The sequence below is a fragment of the Natroniella sp. ANB-PHB2 genome, from assembly GCF_046097105.1.
Taxonomy (GTDB): Bacteria; Bacillota; Halanaerobiia; order Halobacteroidales; family Halobacteroidaceae; genus Natroniella.
This window is the reverse complement of sequence record NZ_CP175562.1, coordinates 1,575,186-1,591,678: the sequence shown is the minus strand read 5'-3', so window position 1 is coordinate 1,591,678 and position 16,493 is coordinate 1,575,186. Positions and strand designations below refer to the sequence as shown.

The window sequence follows — 16,493 nt, the reverse complement described above, 5'->3', positions numbered from 1 at the left end:
AAAACAAATTGCTATGTATAATCTTCCAAAATATAGATAAAATACTAGTAAATCAGTCAGAAGCTAGGTGGGATAAGATAATGGAGCAATCTGAACTTGGTAAGTATTATGAAGTTGAAAATGAAATTATTGAACACTTGGATAAGATAGAATTAAAAAAGAAGTACTTTAATATTACCAAAGATGAATTAGCTATAGCAACAATGATAGAAATAGTTGATTTGATCATTAACCAAGCAATTAAAGCAAAGGTGAGTGATATTCATCTTGAAGTAGTAGGAGAGAAGTTGAGGGTTAGATATCGAATTGATGGTTTATTACAGGAAGCATTGACTCTACCGCAGGGGGTTCAGCCTGCTTTAGTATCAAGAATTAAGATTATGGCTGATTTAGATATTGCCATTAAGAGGGTACCCCAAGATGGGAGAAAAAAGTGGAGTTATAAAGAACGGCAGATTGATTTGAGAATTGCTATTTTACCAACGGTAGTTGGAGAAAAAGTAGTAATCAGAATTTTGGATAAGGGGAACTTATTGTTTGACTTGGAGGAATTGGGCTTTGGTTGTCAAGTAATTCCTAAAATTAAAAGGATGATTAATCAATCACATGGGTTGATCTTAGTTTCCGGGCCAACAGGTAGTGGTAAGACGACGACTTTATATTCAATTATAAAACAACTAAATTCAACTACCAGTAATATTATCACTATTGAAGATCCAGTTGAATATCGATTGTCAGGGATTAATCAAGTTCAGATCAACTCTAAAGTTAATCTCGGTTTTGCAACAGGCTTACGAGCAATCTTACGTCAAGATCCTGATATAATCATGGTCGGAGAAATTAGGGATTACGAAACAGCAAAAATAGCTATTCAGTCATCATTAACTGGGCATCTAGTTTTGAGTACGATCCATACTAATGATGCTGTCAGTTCTGTGATTAGGTTGATTGAGATGGGGGTTGAGGGTTTTTTAGTTGCTTCTTCAGTAGTAGGAATTATAGCTCAACGACTGGTACGTAAAATTTGTGATAATTGTAAGGAAGAGTATCGATTAAAAGTAGCTGAAAGTGAGCAATTTTATTTTAAGGAGCAACTAGTAGTTGGTGAGACTTTTTATCGGGGAGTAGGTTGTTCAGAGTGTAATTATCTAGGTTATCAGGGACGGACTGTTATTTATGAAGTTCTAAACTTAGATCATAATTTAAGAAGACTTATTACTGAAGGTGTTTCTAGTACTCAACTAAAAAGATTTGTTTTGAAGCAAGGAATGGATTCTCTATCTGAAAGTGGAATTCGGAAAGCTAAAGTGGGTATAACAACTTTAGCAGAGGTAAAGAGAGTAACATCGCGATTAGAAACTGAAGTTAAGGTGTCAAGTTAAATGAAAATCTTTAATTATCAGGTTATATCAGCAACTGGAACTAAAAAGAGGGGTAGCATAGAAGCTAAAGATGAAATGATTGCAGCCAAGAGGTTGAAGCAAGAGGGGTATTATATTATTGGTCTTGAAGCTGAGCAGAAAAATAAAGTTAATAAGAATCTTTTTGGTAAATTATTTACCAAAATAACATATCAAGAATTAGCTACTTTTATGCGCCAATTTGCTACAATGGTTGATAGTGGTTTGCCATTGGCAAGCTCTTTATCGCTTTTAGCAGAGCAGTTTACTAATTCTAATTTAGATTCAATAATCAATCAGATCAAAGAAGATGTTGAACAAGGTAAAAGGTTATCGACCGCAGTTGGAAGACATTCTAATATATTTTCAAATTTAGTAATTAATATGATTGCAGCTGGAGAGGAAGGGGACTGTTTGGCTGCTGTGGTAACTGATTTAGCAACTTATTTTGAAAAACAGTTACAATTAAGGAAGAAGTTACGAGCAATTTTAGCTTATCCGCTCTTTATTGTAGCTGTTGCTTGTGGTTTGTTGTTATTTATCTTTTATGTTGTACTACCTTTATTTACAGAAGTATTTGCTACCTATAATTTAAATCTACCATTGATAACCCGAAGCCTATTACAGATAACAGAAGTCTTGACTGGATATTGGTTGCTTATTTTATTGGGGTTGGTTACTTTGTCAATTACTACAGTCATTTACTTTAAAAGTAAGCAAGGGCGTTCTTTATTGGATCAGTTGTTATTGAAAGTACCTTTAATTAATAATTTAATCTTAAAAATTATGGTAACTAGAATCACAAGAACCTTAGGGACTTTATTATTGAATGGAGTTAGTTTGTTACCAGCGTTAGTGAGTATAGAAAAGATTGTGAATAATAAGGTGGTTGAAAGAAAGTTGAAACGAGTTCAACAGACGGTAAAAGAAGGAGGTAGCCTTCGTAATGCTCTAGGAGGTATTGGACTATTGCCAGAGATGGTATTGCAGATGGTCAGTGTTGGAGAGGAGACTGGTCAGTTAGGAAAGGTACTGCTTAAGGTTGCAGATTATTATGAGCAGGAGCTAGAGACGGACCTAGAGTTAATTACTTCATTAGCTGAGCCCGTATTGATCTTGGTTTTATCAGTTATTGTTGCTGGGGTTATCCTCTCTATTTTATTACCTATTTTTAATTTAATCAATTATCTTTAAAGGAGAGAGTAAGATGAAGGATTATATTGTTGGTGAGGAAGGATTTACTCTGATTGAATTGATGATCGTTATTGCAATTATTGGAATATTTACCAGTTTAGCCATACCTCAAGTTGCTCAGTTAAAAGGACGGGCAGAAAAGCAAGTGGCTTTGACCCAGATTACGAATATTGCTGAAGCAATACAAATGCATTATTTGGTGGAGGGGGATTATCCAAAAGGAGATGAGGATAATTATGAGGGTTTACATGGTGAAATTGAAGATTATATCAATCTAGCTACACTGGATGATTTAAATATCGAAGACTTTTCCTATTCTTTATTAGACGAGACTGAAGGATTTGAAATTTCATTTAAGATTGATGGATTACAATATTATTATCAAACCGATAAGGGATTAATTGAAGAAGATAATGAAGATTAATCAACAGCAGGGGTTTACCTTAGTAGAACTGTTAGTCGTTTGTGCAATTATGAGTGGGTTATTGCTTTTAGTTGGCCCTACATTTAATAGTTATTTAGATTATCTTGAATTAGAAACTACAATTAATCAGTTGGTCAGTGATTTGAAATGGGCTCGCCAGCAGGCAGTTATTAATCAGGAAGAATGGGGAGTTATCTTTGATTTAACTCGAGATAAGTATGCAATAGTTAAAGATCAGCTAGAACCTAAAGTTATAAGAAAAGTTGAATTTGAACAGCTAATGATCAAAGAGGTTACTTTACCTGAATATACTGAGCTTGTAACTGAAGGATTTAATGCAGAGCGAGCTGTCTTCTTTAAGAAATTAGGGAATTTGGCGGGACATAATGGTGGGATCAAACTTGAATTAGAGGATTATGGTACAAGGAAGATAGTCTATTCTTCTAATGCTGGCGAGCTTAATTTAGAATAGGGGTGTAGTGGTGTCTGAAACAGAAGGATTTACTGTAATTGAGTTGTTAATAGTGATTACGGTCATTGGAGTTTTGTTAATTCCAGTAGCTAATACGGTAGCTAGCACTACAGAAAAATTGGCTACTGCTTCAGTTATTACTGAGGCTACTGCTTTGGCCCAACTAAAAATAGAAGAAGAAAAAAATCAAGAATTTGAGGAGTTGATGACTATTTATCAACAACCAGTAGGTGAGACTAGTGGTTATCAGTATTCAGTTGAAGTTGAGCAGATTGAAGAGGATTTAAAGCAGATAATAGTTAGAGTCTATTGGCAAGAAGAATTAAAAGTAGAATTAGAGACATTTGGTTCTCGATTGGTTTAGGGTGGATTAAAATGAATAATTTGTTTGGTGGGGATGATGGTTATACAGTAGTGGAGATGATGGTGGTAATTTCAATTTTAGGGATTCTAATGGGCTCTTTAATAGGAATTAATAGAGTGTTAATCACAACTTGGCTAAATAGTAATTTACATTCGCAGTTACAACAGGAGTTGAGGATCAGTATGAACCAGTTAGTAAATAATTTACGCTCAGCTAAGCAAATAATTACTGTTGAGCAGCAAAGAATCTCTTTTTATGATCAGCAATTTGATGAGCAAGAGATTTATTACAAGTCAGAAATAGGGTTGGCCCATAATGATGATCTAAATTTGATCAGTAATCGAATCAGTGATCTGAAATTTGAATTGGTGGCTGATGATTTATTAGTTATTAAATTGGTGGCAGAGAAAGATGAGTTGAAAAGAGAGTTGGAGACAGGATTAGTTATTAATAGATAGATTGGGTGAAAGCAATGATTAGAGAAGAGCAAGGGTATATTACAATCTTTGTTATAATTATCTTGGTTGTGATTGGGAGTTTAATTCCTTTGTTTGTGCAGTTAGTAACTAATGAATTACAGATTACTGCTAATTATCAACAGATGGTTCAGGAAGGTTATTGGCAGGAAGGATTAGAAGTAGTAATTGGCCATCAAGTGATTGTAGAATTAGCAGAGCAGTTGACCGATCAATTAGTGACCAGAGAAGAGCTGGCCACAATTTCCTTTGAAGGGACAGAAGAGATTGAAAGTAAGCTGTATGATGAGGTAGTTAAAATTGATTATAAAATAGTAGAGATTACAGACCAAGCTGCTCAAGTTAATTTGAATCTACATAGCCAAGAGATGTTAGAGTCATTGTCAGGGGTTGGTAAAACATTAGCAGAAAGGATAATTAATAATCGTTATTATGATGAGCAGGCAGAAATTTTAAAGCTTGCAGGTATTGGTCAGACGACCTATCAGACTATTAAGGATTATATCACAGTCGATTCAACTGGAAATATTAATCTCAATACTGCTTGTCAGATTGTATTACAGACTTTACCTGAGATTGGCAAATCTTTAGCTGAAGAAATAGTTACTCATCGTCAACAAGAAGGCAGGTATATAAAGATAGAGCAATTAAAAGAAGTTGCAGGGGTTGGTAATAATACTTATGAACAACTAGAGGATCTAGTTACAGTTAAGGCAGGTTTATTGCAGATTGAGATAGAGCTTGAGCAAGCTGAGCAAAAGTATAATAAAAGAATAGCTTTAGATTTAGGAGGTTAATCAAGGTGTGGTCAAGGAATAATAATAAATTTTCATTAGGTTTGGATATTGGAGCTGATTCAGTGAAGTTGGCCCAGTTAGTAAGGGATTCTCAAGTCCCTAAGTTACAGGAGTGTATTATTAAAAAGTTGCCTGAAGGGGTTATTCAAGAGGGAGTAATTAAGAAGGAAGAGGAGTTACAAGAGGTTTTGGAGTTGCTTGTAACTGAATATGATTTACAAGGGCAAGAGGTTGTGGTAGCTATGTCAGGTAGTAAATTATTTGTTAAAAAATTAAACTTGCCACAAATGGAGCTAGAAGAATTAGCAGAAATAGTTATCTGGGAAGCTGAAGATTATCTACCATTTTCTAGACAGGAAGTGGTTTTAGATTATCATATAATTGAGCAGAAGAAGACAGAGATTGAGTTACTTTTAGTAGCTGTTAAAAAAGAGATTGTATTAGATTATGTTAGCTTAATAGAAAGGGTTGGTTTACAAGTTAAAGCTGTTGATATTGAGATGTTGGCTTTACAAAGGAGCTTACTTAGTCAAGAGAATATAAAGGATGATCTGATTTTGCTTGATTTAGGAAAAGATGAAACTGAATTTGTAGCATTTAAACAAGGTAAGTTTGTATTTAGGCGTGTTTTATCTGTGGGAGGCAGGGATTTTTCAGAAGAGGTTAAGGTTAAAAGTGAGCAGAGTATTAATTTAAGGGAAGCAAGAAGATATAAAAAGAATCAGAATTTATTTAAGTCAGGAATGATAACTAATACTTCAATAACTTTGCTAAAAGAAGTTAAACGGGCAATCGATTATTTTCAATTAAAGTTTAAAAACGATGCTCCCCAGAGAATCACTTTGACTGGTGGAGGAGCTAAGTTAAAGGGGTTGAAAGAGTTTTTACAACAGAAACTACAATTAAGGGTAGGGGTTGGTAAACAATTAGCAATAATTGATTTTGATTCTGAAAAATTTACTAGCCATTATTTGCGTGATAAATTTGCTTTAATGGCAGTCAGTTTAGGTTTAGCATTGAGGGGATTAGAAGATGATTGATTTATTACCGATTGAGATAAAAAAGCAGAGAAGGTATGATATGTATAAAAAAATTAGTTTGATTGTTCTATCTTGTCTGTTAGTTATAGTATTAGGCTGGGGGTTATATAGTAGTTTTTTAGTTACTGAATATCAAAAAGAACTGGGGCAAATTAAGAAGCAAAGTACTGAGTTATCTTTAGTCGAGTTAGAAATGTTAGAGCAGAGACAGCAAGCAATTACAGAGTTAGGTACTGCTCAATTATTAAGTTATGGACAGATTATTGCTGATCTTAATTTGATTATACCTCCTGAGCTTTGGATAGAAGAATTTATGATTACTGATGAAGAAAACTTTTTAATTATTGCTAAAACAATTGATGAGCAACAAGTACTTAAAATAATTACAAGATTGAATAAATATCCTTTTTTTGCTCAGGTTGAATTGTTAGCTACTGAGAGGTTAAAAGATGATATTATTTTATTGGAACTTGAAGGGAAGATTAAAAAATGAGATTATTAACAGTTACAAAGAAGAGTTATTTAATCTTATTAATTGCTTTACTAATAGCGAATTATGGTACTATGATTTATGTTAGATCTAATTATAGAGAAGTTGCTAGTTTACAGCAGAAATCAAAATTAGAAATAGAGAAAGCAACTAGGTTTAAGGATAGTAACCTTATTGAGCAGAAGGATTTTGTATTACCTTCTCAAATTAAGTTGAGTGAGTTTATAAGTCAACTTGAAGAAATGATAGCTAAATATGAGATTAGTTTAATAAACTTTACACCTAATAGCAAGTTTGAAACTGAACAGTTAGTTAAACTTCCGTTAGAAGCCTCTTTTAGAGGGGGTTATAAAGATTTAACCAATTTTATTTTAGATTTAGAAGGTCAAGATAGGTTAGTAACTATTGAAGAATTGGGATTAAAAAATATAGCAGAAAATAAATTAAGTCTGGATTTATTAATACATATTTATGCTCTGCAAAGTGGTGAATGAGATGTTAGAGAAGTTAATAGTCAGATTAACTAAAGAATTTGAGGAAACTTCTACAAAGAAATTGATAATTTTATTGGGATTAACTGTATTAGCTATGGGGTTGTGGGTTAATCTACTCTTCTTTTCCCAAGGTACTGAAGAGGCTTTTGAAAATAAAGGGCAAGATAAGATAGAGTTGAATGAGCAATTATACGATGAGCAATCTAGTCAAGAAGAGATAGATCTATACCAGTTGTATGGGATAGAAGAGGTGGTGCGAGAGAGTCCATTTTTAAATTTAGCAGAACTATCTAAATCTAAATTCAGTTATCAAAATGAAAGAAAGATTAAAGAGGGATTTCAAGATGATTCGGGAACTAAGTTAAAAGATGGAAGTGAATTTAATTTTGAAGTAGAAATATTAGGTGTAGTAAATAGAGCAGAAGAAAGTTTGGTTTTGCTTGAATTAAATGGAGAAAGTAAATTAGCTCAAGTTGATGATCAAATTTCTGGTTTTAAAATTGAGGCTATTTTAGATAATCAAATTATTATTGAACGGGATACTGGTCGCTATAGCTTTGGTTTTTAGAATTAGTTATTTATTTTTGAGGAAAATAATGATAAAATTAATTAAAAATTTATTCTATGTAAAAAAGGAGGAGTATAAAATTCGTTATTTAACAGCAGGAGAATCACATGGGAAAGCAATTACAGGAATTTTAGAAGGTATTCCAGCAAATTTAGAGGTTACAAGAGAAGAGATTGATCGTGAGTTGGCTAGACGTCAAGGTGGATATGGTCGTGGTGGAAGAATGAAAATAGAGACAGATCAAATTGAAATTTTATCTGGAATTAGAGGAGGGAAGACATTAGGCAGTCCGATTACTTTTCAGATTAGAAATGATGACTGGGAGAATTGGCAACAGGTGTTGGCCCCTTTTGGCAATTCAGGTTATGATCAAGAGGAAGTAATGATTAAGAAGGAGGAGAAGGTCAAATCGGTTACTCCTAAGGTGACTAAGCCACGACCTGGCCACGCTGATTTGGCAGGTGGTTTAAAGTATAATCAAACTGATATTAGAAATATTTTAGAGAGGGCCAGCGCCAGAGAGACGGCAGTTAGAGTAGCAATAGGAGCTGTTGCTAAGAAATTTTTACAGCAATTTGGAATTGAAATAGTAAGCCATGTATTACAGATAGGTCGGGCCAAAATTGAAGAGGAAGAAGTTAGTTTTTCTGAAATCAAGGCTAAAAGTGATCAATCTCCAGTTAGATGTATTGATTCTAAAATAACAGAGGAGATGATTAAAGAGATCGATATCTGTAAAGAAGAAGGGGATTCTTTAGGAGGAATATTTGAAATAAGGGCCAACTCTTTGCCTGTCGGTCTGGGTAGTCATGTCCATTGGGATCGCAAATTGGATGGGAAGTTGGCCCAGGCACTGATCAGTATTCAGGCTATTAAAGGAGTAGAGGTTGGTTTAGGATTTGAAGCTGGAGAGATGTATGGATCTAATGTCCATGATGAAATTAGTTATCAAGGTGGGTTTTATCGTAGTTCAAATAATGCTGGGGGGATAGAAGGAGGAATCAGTAATGGAGAAGAGATTGTCTTAAAAGCAGTCATGAAGCCGATTCCTACTTTATATCAACCATTATCTTCAGTTGATTTGGAGACAAAAGAGGAGTTTAAAGCAAGTGTTGAACGTTCAGATGTAACAGCTGTACCTGCAGCGAGTGTAGTAGGAGAGGCAGTAGTAGCAGTTGAGTTGGCTAAAGCATTATTAGAAAAGTTTGGTGGAGATAGCTTAGAAGAGATTAAAACAAATTATGATAATTACTTAGCAATGTTGGAACAGAGGTAGGTAAAGATGAATATAGTCTTAATCGGATTTATGGGGACAGGAAAGAGTTCAGTAGGAAAGAAGTTAGCAGAAAAAGTAGGCTATAAGTTTGTTGATTTAGATCAAGAGATTGTTAAGTATGAAGGTTTAGAGATACCACAAATTTTTGCTACTTTGGGCGAAGAGTATTTTAGACAGCTTGAGACTGAAGTTACCAAAAAGATAGCTAAAAAAGATAAACAGGTGATTGCCACTGGTGGAGGAGTAGTATTGAAGGAAGAAAATTTAGAGGCTTTAAAAGATAATGGTACTTTAGCTTTATTGACTGCTACTTCTGAGGAGATATTAAGACGTACTAGTCAAGATGGCAATCGACCACTGTTAGAGGTTGATGATCCGCTAGGAAAGATTGAGAAGTTGTTAACTGAGCGTAAGGAGAATTATAATTGTACTCCTTACCAGGTTGATACTACTGGCTTGTCATTGACTGAAGTTGTAGATGAGATAATTGAACAGTTAGAATTACGGTGAATTACAATTATGTATTAATTTTAATGATTTAAGATCTCTGACTTTTAATTATCAATTATAAACTGTAAATTTGTTTTCTGGGGGGGAGATTATGGAAGAGGTAAAGGTTGATCTAGGAACACGAAGTTATCAAATCAAAGTTGGGAAAAATTTGTTAAAAAATATCGGTACTTACTTAACGGAGTTAGAAATAGGATCAAAAGTGTTGATCATAACTAATGAGTTAGTTGATAGTTTATATGGTCAAAAGGTGAAAGATTCATTGAAAGAAGTTGGCTTTACAGTTGAAGTGGCTAAAATTGGTGATGGTGAAGAGTATAAATCTTTAGAGACTGCTCAGCAGTTATATGATGAAGTAGTAACAGCTGGTCTAGATCGCACCTCTTCGATTTTAGCTTTAGGTGGTGGTGTAGTCGGTGATATTGCTGGTTTTATTGCTGCTACTTACATGAGAGGGATCAATTTTATTCAGGTGCCTACTACATTGTTGGCCCAGGTTGATAGTAGTGTTGGAGGAAAGGTAGCAGTTAATCATTCAGCAGGGAAAAATTTAATTGGGGCTTTTTATCAACCAAAGTTAGTAGTGGCAGATATTAATGTGTTATCGACTTTAGAAGAAAGGGAACTAAAAGCAGGTTTAGCTGAGGTTATTAAATATGGTGTCATTTGGGATGAAGAATTCTTTACATTTTTAGAGCGTAATTATAGAGAAGTTTTAGCTTTAAAAGCCCAGCCTTTACAACATTTAATTAAATTATCTTGTCAGATTAAATCAGCAATAGTGGCTCAAGATGAAACAGAAAGAGGTTTACGGGCAATTTTAAATTATGGTCATACAATTGGACATGCTTTAGAAGCAGTTACAAATTATAAAATATATCGACATGGTGAAGGAGTAGCGATTGGAATGGTTGGAGCAGCTAAGTTGGCTAATCGAATTGGATGGATAGATGAATCTGATGTGATTAGACAGCAAAGATTGATCAAAAATTTTGGGTTGCCTACCTACTTTGACCAATGGTCAGCAGATGAAATTTATCAGGCATTAACTAAGGATAAAAAGGTTCAAGATGGAGTCATCAGATTTATCTTGGCTAAAGAGGTTGGAGAAGTTGAGATTATTGCTAATTTAGAAGAGGGTTTGATCAAAGAGGTTATTCAAGAAATAAAGGTTGGTGATAATAAGTGATTCTAGTACTTCATGGGCCAAACTTGAATCTATTGGGTACTCGTGAGCCAGATGTTTATGGTTTAGAGACTTTAGAAGATATCAATCAGGAATTACAAAGGATTGCTACTGAAAATGACCTTGCATTAGAAACTTTCCAGTCTAATAGTGAAGGTGAATTGGTGGATCGGATTCAACAATCGATTGTAGAGGAAGTAGAGGCGATTATTATTAATCCTGCTGCTTATACCCATTATAGTATTGCAATTCGTGATGCTTTAGCAGCAGTTGAGGTGCCGATTATTGAGGTCCATCTAAGTAACATTTATCAGAGAGAAGAGTTTAGGCATAAATCAGTTGTTTCACCTGTTGTGACCGGACAAATTGCAGGATTTGGAGCGAATAGCTATATTTTGGCCCTGCAGCAAGCATTAACATTAATCGGTTAAGTTTTTTTAGGAGTTTAGTTTTAATTACCTTTATAATCTTGACTTTTAATTATTGACTATTAATTTATATACTACTTTTTAGTGGGAGTGATTAAGTGCAAATTAGAATTGAAAAATTAAGAGTAAAACTAAAAAAAGAGAAAATAGATGCTTTATTGGTCAATGATCCAGCAAATAGAAGATATTTAAGTGGGTTTACCGGAACAGCAGGTAGCTTATTAATTACTCAACAAGATGCAATGTTAGTAACTGATTTTCGCTATACTGAACAAGCTGAAGTAGAGGCAGCAGATTATGAAATTATTGAATTCAATGATTCTAAATTAGAGATGTTAAGTCAGCTAATTAATGAGCAACAAATTGAGATATTAGGCTTTGAAGCTGAGCATGAAACTTATGATCAGTATTTAAAGTATCAAGATAAGCTCGATCTAGAATTAAAAGCAACTAAAGGGTTGGTTAAAGAAATACGAAAGGTTAAAGATCAAACTGAGGTAACTAAAATAAAGGAAGCAGTTCAGATTACGGAGGAAGCTTTCTTTGAAATCCAACAAAGTCTACAACCAGGAGTAATCGAACGAGATATTGCTGCTGAGTTAGAATTCTTGCTTCGCAAGAAGGGAGCGAGTGGAAAATCATTTGATTTTATTGTTGCTTCTGGAAAACGTTCTGCACTACCACATGGGGTAGCAAGTGAGAAGGAAATTGAAGTTGGTGACTTAGTAACGATAGATTTTGGCTGTCTTTATAAGGGATACTGTTCTGATATGACAAGGACTGTGGTCGTTGGAGATGGGCCAACGAAGAAACAAAAAGAGGTCTATTACACAGTGTTAGAAGCACAACAAGAGTCTCTGAAAGGTATTAAAGCAGGAGTAAAAGCATCCGATGTTGATCAGGTTGCTCGAGATATCATTACTAAAGCTAGTTACGGAGATTATTTTGGACATGGATTGGGTCACTCAGTTGGATTAGAGATACATGAAGGGCCAAGATTATCACCTAAAGATGATACAGTCTTGGAACCAGGGATGGTACTGACAGTAGAACCTGGTATTTATTTACCAGACTGGGGCGGGGTTAGGATTGAAGATATAGTAGTTGTTACTGAAGATGGTTGTCAAGTGTTGAATAAATTTAATAAGGAGTTAATAGTAGTTTAGTTGATAGTTGCAGGTTTTTTAAATAAGTTCTTGAATAGTAATTAAGGAGATTATTATTATCGCTTACAAAGGAGGACTAATCAGTGATTTCAACCAATGAATTTCGGACTGGTTTGACGATTGAGTTGGATGGGCAATTGTACAAGATAGTCAACTATGATCATGTTAAACCAGGAAAAGGTGGAGCATTTTTACAGACAAAGTTAAAAAACATTGAGACTGGACAGACGACTAATAAACGATTTAGAGCTGGGGAGAAAGTGAATAAGGCTCATATTGAAAGTAGAACTTATCAGTTTTTATACAAGGGTGGTAAGGATTATACATTTATGGATAAAGAGAATTATGAGCAAATCACTTTAAATCAAGAGGAGATTGGAGATGCAGCCAAGTTTATTAAGGAAAATTCTGATATCGAAATACAACTATACCAAGGGAATCCAATTGGAGTGGATGTGCCTGTCTTTGTTGAGTTAGCAGTAACAGATGCTCCTCCAGCAGTAGCAGGTAATACTGTTTCTGGAGCTTCTAAAACAGTTACTTTAGAGACAGGGACTGAAGTTTCAGTGCCGTTGTTTATTGAAGAAGGAGATATATTAAAAGTAGATACTAGAACAGGTGAATATATAGAACGAGTTAATTAATATTAACCAAGTTGGGCTTAATGCCTAGCTTGGCTTTTTTTATTTTATATAAAGTGAAGTATTATTATAAAATAGCTTAAGCTTAAGGTTGAGGTTAAGTCTAAGGTAATCGTTAAAAACATAATGGTTTTTAGTTTTTACTTAAACTTAGGCTTGGATTTAAACTTAAGTTATATATCAATTAAACCTGGTTGTCTTTTTGGTAACTTTATTTTTTTGTTTGCATAAATTTACCATGAAAATAATAGAATTAGATAGTAGGGGTGGTGTATATGAGCAATAAAGTTAATAAAGTTCTAAATCAAAATATTTTACCGGTCTTAGCTCCTAGGCTAAGAAGAATTATCAGTAATTTAGTAGATGCTAAGTTAGCTAATTTAGTAGAAATTCGATTAAGGGCCAATAAACCATTGGTTTTAGAATTAACAGAGGAGGAATTATTTATTGATAAATCTGGCTTAACCAGAAAAGATATGAGACAGGCTTACCAAGTAAGCCAGTCTGATATTACAGATACACTAAATTTAATGACAGCCAGTTCCCTATATACAGTTGAAGAAGAGTTAAAAGCAGGTTATTTAACGTTGCCGGGAGGTCATCGAGTTGGGCTAGTTGGTCAAGTGATCAGAGAACATAATCAAATTAAACGAATTAAATATATTTCAGGATTGAATATTCGCTTATGCCAAGAGATTATAGGAGCAGCTGATGAAGTGATCAGACAGATTATTACTGGTGCTGATGATGTTTACAATACGTTAATTATTTCACCACCACGTTGTGGGAAAACAACTCTACTTAGAGATTTGACTAGGCAGATTAGTAATGGGATTTCTAAATTGAACTTCAAGGGATTAAAGGTAGGGGTAGTAGATGAGCGTTCGGAGATTGGTGGTGCATATCAAGGGGTAGCTCAGAATAGATTAGGAATGAGAACAGATTTATTAGATCGGGCTCCTAAAGCTGAAGGGATGATGTTATTGATCAGGTCAATGTCGCCTGATCTAATTGTAACAGATGAGATTGGCTCCAGAGAAGATGTTAAAGCAGTTTGGGAGGCTCTCAATGCAGGGGTTAGAGTAATTACAACTATTCATGGAGATAATTTAGCAGATATTAGGTCTCGGCTAAATTTAAAAGAACTGTTGCGAGAAGATGTCTTTAAACGGATTATTATCTTGAGCGGACGATCAGGGCCAGGAACGATAGAAAAGATTATCAAAAGATAAGAGAGGAGGCTGATGATGAAACTAATAGGAGCTAGCCTAATAATAATAGGCAGTGGTGCAATTGGATTTGTGGTGGCTAAACAGTTTGTTTTGCGAGTAAAGGAATTACAAGAGTTACAGACTGCTTTACAGATGTTAGAAACTGAAATAAGTTATGGCTTAACCCCTTTACCCCAGGCTTTTGCTAAAATTTCAAAGAGTCTATCTACTTCAGTTGCAGGATTATTTTTAGTTGCCCAAGAGGAATTAGAAACAGGGTCTACTGCTCAACAAGCCTGGCAGCAAGCAATTAAAAAAATCTTTTCTGAAACAGCTTTACTTGAAAGTGATAAAGATGTTTTGGTCAGTTTAGGACATAACTTGGGCCAATCAGCAAGTCAAGATCAGCAGAAACATTTAAGTTTAGCCCAGCATAAATTAACCAATTTACATCAGCAAGCTGTCGAAGAAAAAGAGCAAAAGGTTAAACTCTGGAGGTATTTAGGGGTTTTACTCGGTTTATTTATCGTGATTTTAATCTTTTAAATCTTGATTTTGGGAAGGGGTTAAGTGATGGATATAGATTTAGTCTTTAAAATTGCTGGTCTAGGAATTTTAATTTCTGTATTTAATATGGTCTTAAAACAGGCTAATAAAGAAGAACAGGCCCAAATGTTAACATTAGTAGGGGTGATTATTGTTTTAATGGTCATAATTCAATTAATTGATGAGTTATTTACTAGTGTAAGGAGTATTTTTGGTTTTTGAGGAGGGGGAGAATGGAGATTGTCCAAGTTGTAGGATTAGGTCTGATTGGAACCATATTTACCATAGTAGTTAAACAGTATAGACCAGAGTTAGCATTACAATTAAGCTTGGTTGTTGGTTTGATTATTTTTATTTTGATGGTTGATCGAATTGCTGTGATCGTTGATGTAATGCGTAGGTTAGCAGATGAGGCTAATATTGATTTAGTTTATGTCAATACGATTTTAAAAGTAATTGGGATTGCTTATATAGCTGAATTTGGAGCCCAAATTTGTCGTGATGCGGGAGAGAATATTATAGCTTCTAAGATAGAATTTGCAGGAAAGATAATGATTATGGTATTAGGGGTTCCAATTATGATCTCAATTTTAGAATCAATACTTCAACTTTTGCCATAAGGGCGTGAGAAGATGAAGAAAAAAATTGTTATGTTACTCAGTATAAGCTTGTTATTTTTAAGCTGTAATCCAGTACTAGCTAATGAAGATATTGAGCCTGATAGTATTATAGAGGATCAATTACAAAACTTGAATTTAGGTGAATTAGAAGAAGTAGTTAATGACTTAAATCGAGATGCTGGAGATTATTTACCTAGATTAGAAGTTAAAAATATAATTGATCTATTTCGGCAAGAAGGAATTTCTGGTATGCCAGCAGAGATTATTAAAGGCTTAGTACATTATTTATTTGATGAGATAATAGCTAATAGTACTCTGCTTGGGCAATTAATTATTTTAGCAATGATTGTAGCAATTTTAAAGAGCTTTCAAGGAAATTTTGCTGGACAAGAAGTCAGTAAATTAGCTAATGGGATTGTCTATCTTGTCTTAGTCATTATTGCTTTAAATTCCTTTAAGGTTGCAGTAACTACTGGAACAGAAGCAATTACGAATATGGTTGATATTATGCAAGCAATCTTACCATTGCTGTTATCATTATTAGTTAGTATGGGCAATGTCACTTCTGCTGCTTTGTTCCATCCAATTAGCTTTCTGATTGTTAGTGCCTTAAGTACTTTGGTTAGGAATGTTGTTTTTCCTTTGATATTTTTAGCTACTATTTTGGATATTGTGAATAATATTTCTGATGAATTTGAGGTAACAGGTTTGGCTGGACTATTTAAACAGTTAAGTATGGGAGTTTTGGGAGTAATTATGACTGTCTTTATGGCGGCAATAGTAACTCAGGGTACAATTGGTACGGTCAGTGATGGGGTTACAATTAGAACTGCTAAGTATTTAACAGGAACCTTCGTTCCGATTGTAGGAGGTTATTTAGCTAGTGCTTTAGATATGATTATTGGTGGTTCATTATTAATCAAGAATGCTTTGGGAGTTTTTAGTGTAATTATTGTCTTGATCTTTTGTTCTTTATCAGTGCTTAAGATTATTGCGATGGCATTTATCTATCGGCTAGCAAGTGCAATTATTCAGCCGGTTAGTGATCCCAAAATAGTTAGTTGTCTTGATAAATTAGCAAATAGTCTTTTATTGATCTTTGCTTCAGTAGCAGCAGTAGGACTGATGTTTTTTGTAGTGATTATAATGTTGGTAGGGGTAGCTAATTTTAGTGTGATGATGAGGTGATA

22 protein-coding genes are annotated in these 16,493 nt (G+C 34.3%); all 22 read left to right on the top strand.

The window, feature by feature from the left end:
* Positions 1-80: 80 nt before the first annotated feature.
* The 22 genes from ACKF5P_RS07940 (at position 81) to spoIIIAE (ending at position 16,491) form a co-directional block, all read left to right on the top strand.
* Positions 81-1,382: a GspE/PulE family protein gene (locus tag ACKF5P_RS07940; RefSeq protein WP_408954678.1), complete on the top strand. Its 1,302-nt coding sequence runs from the start codon at positions 81-83 to the stop codon at positions 1,380-1,382.
* On the top strand, positions 1,383-2,594 hold the full coding sequence (locus ACKF5P_RS07935) for a type II secretion system F family protein (protein ID WP_408954677.1): 1,212 nt from the start codon (positions 1,383-1,385) through the stop codon (positions 2,592-2,594).
* Between the two features lie 13 nt (positions 2,595-2,607).
* Positions 2,608-3,018, top strand: coding sequence for a type II secretion system protein (locus ACKF5P_RS07930; RefSeq protein WP_408954676.1), 411 nt, complete (start codon positions 2,608-2,610; stop codon positions 3,016-3,018).
* Positions 2,996-3,490, top strand: a complete 495-nt coding sequence (locus ACKF5P_RS07925) for a GspH/FimT family pseudopilin (RefSeq protein WP_408954675.1) — start codon at positions 2,996-2,998, stop codon at positions 3,488-3,490. The genes ACKF5P_RS07930 and ACKF5P_RS07925 overlap by 23 nt, the downstream gene beginning before the upstream one ends.
* A gap of 10 nt (positions 3,491-3,500) precedes the next feature.
* Positions 3,501-3,854: a type II secretion system protein gene (locus tag ACKF5P_RS07920; RefSeq protein ID WP_408954674.1), complete on the top strand. Its 354-nt coding sequence runs from the start codon at positions 3,501-3,503 to the stop codon at positions 3,852-3,854.
* 11 nt (positions 3,855-3,865) lie between these two features.
* The gene (locus ACKF5P_RS07915) at positions 3,866-4,312 is read left to right on the top strand and encodes a type II secretion system protein J (protein WP_408954673.1); all 447 of its coding nucleotides are present in this window, start codon (positions 3,866-3,868) and stop codon (positions 4,310-4,312) included.
* A 14-nt stretch (positions 4,313-4,326) separates the two neighbouring features.
* Positions 4,327-5,127, top strand: coding sequence for a ComEA family DNA-binding protein (locus ACKF5P_RS07910; RefSeq protein ID WP_408954672.1), 801 nt, complete (start codon positions 4,327-4,329; stop codon positions 5,125-5,127).
* A gap of 5 nt (positions 5,128-5,132) precedes the next feature.
* A complete protein-coding gene (pilM, locus tag ACKF5P_RS07905) occupies positions 5,133-6,167 on the top strand; it encodes a type IV pilus assembly protein PilM (RefSeq protein ID WP_408954671.1) in 1,035 nt (344 codons plus the stop codon).
* On the top strand, positions 6,160-6,660 hold the full coding sequence (locus ACKF5P_RS07900; RefSeq protein ID WP_408954670.1) for a PilN domain-containing protein: 501 nt from the start codon (positions 6,160-6,162) through the stop codon (positions 6,658-6,660). The genes pilM and ACKF5P_RS07900 overlap by 8 nt, the downstream gene beginning before the upstream one ends.
* The gene (gene pilO / locus ACKF5P_RS07895) at positions 6,657-7,151 is read left to right on the top strand and encodes a type 4a pilus biogenesis protein PilO (protein ID WP_408954669.1); all 495 of its coding nucleotides are present in this window, start codon (positions 6,657-6,659) and stop codon (positions 7,149-7,151) included. The genes ACKF5P_RS07900 and pilO overlap by 4 nt, the downstream gene beginning before the upstream one ends.
* A 1-nt stretch (position 7,152) precedes the next feature.
* Positions 7,153-7,719, top strand: a complete 567-nt coding sequence (locus ACKF5P_RS07890) for a hypothetical protein (protein WP_408954668.1) — start codon at positions 7,153-7,155, stop codon at positions 7,717-7,719.
* A gap of 28 nt (positions 7,720-7,747) precedes the next feature.
* Positions 7,748-8,995, top strand: coding sequence for a chorismate synthase (aroC, locus tag ACKF5P_RS07885; protein WP_408954667.1), 1,248 nt, complete (start codon positions 7,748-7,750; stop codon positions 8,993-8,995).
* Between the two features lie 6 nt (positions 8,996-9,001).
* Complete coding sequence (locus tag ACKF5P_RS07880) at positions 9,002-9,505, top strand: shikimate kinase (protein WP_408954666.1); 504 nt, start codon at positions 9,002-9,004, stop codon at positions 9,503-9,505.
* Between the two features lie 91 nt (positions 9,506-9,596).
* Complete coding sequence (gene aroB, locus ACKF5P_RS07875) at positions 9,597-10,694, top strand: 3-dehydroquinate synthase (protein ID WP_408954665.1); 1,098 nt, start codon at positions 9,597-9,599, stop codon at positions 10,692-10,694.
* Positions 10,691-11,122 carry a type II 3-dehydroquinate dehydratase gene (gene aroQ, locus ACKF5P_RS07870; protein ID WP_408954664.1) on the top strand — a complete coding sequence of 144 codons (432 nt, stop codon included), beginning with the start codon at positions 10,691-10,693 and terminating at the stop codon, positions 11,120-11,122. The genes aroB and aroQ overlap by 4 nt, the downstream gene beginning before the upstream one ends.
* A gap of 95 nt (positions 11,123-11,217) precedes the next feature.
* The gene (locus ACKF5P_RS07865; protein ID WP_408954663.1) at positions 11,218-12,285 is read left to right on the top strand and encodes a M24 family metallopeptidase; all 1,068 of its coding nucleotides are present in this window, start codon (positions 11,218-11,220) and stop codon (positions 12,283-12,285) included.
* Between the two features lie 83 nt (positions 12,286-12,368).
* The gene (efp, locus tag ACKF5P_RS07860; protein WP_408954662.1) at positions 12,369-12,929 is read left to right on the top strand and encodes an elongation factor P; all 561 of its coding nucleotides are present in this window, start codon (positions 12,369-12,371) and stop codon (positions 12,927-12,929) included.
* 272 nt (positions 12,930-13,201) lie between these two features.
* A complete protein-coding gene (gene spoIIIAA, locus ACKF5P_RS07855) occupies positions 13,202-14,158 on the top strand; it encodes a stage III sporulation protein AA (protein ID WP_408954661.1) in 957 nt (318 codons plus the stop codon).
* A gap of 15 nt (positions 14,159-14,173) precedes the next feature.
* On the top strand, positions 14,174-14,683 hold the full coding sequence (gene spoIIIAB / locus ACKF5P_RS07850) for a stage III sporulation protein SpoIIIAB (RefSeq protein WP_408954660.1): 510 nt from the start codon (positions 14,174-14,176) through the stop codon (positions 14,681-14,683).
* A 27-nt stretch (positions 14,684-14,710) separates the two neighbouring features.
* Positions 14,711-14,905, top strand: coding sequence for a stage III sporulation protein AC (gene spoIIIAC, locus ACKF5P_RS07845; protein ID WP_248619034.1), 195 nt, complete (start codon positions 14,711-14,713; stop codon positions 14,903-14,905).
* Between the two features lie 11 nt (positions 14,906-14,916).
* Positions 14,917-15,303, top strand: a complete 387-nt coding sequence (spoIIIAD, locus tag ACKF5P_RS07840) for a stage III sporulation protein AD (protein WP_408954659.1) — start codon at positions 14,917-14,919, stop codon at positions 15,301-15,303.
* 12 nt (positions 15,304-15,315) lie between these two features.
* On the top strand, positions 15,316-16,491 hold the full coding sequence (gene spoIIIAE, locus ACKF5P_RS07835; protein WP_408954658.1) for a stage III sporulation protein AE: 1,176 nt from the start codon (positions 15,316-15,318) through the stop codon (positions 16,489-16,491).
* Positions 16,492-16,493 lie beyond the last annotated feature (2 nt).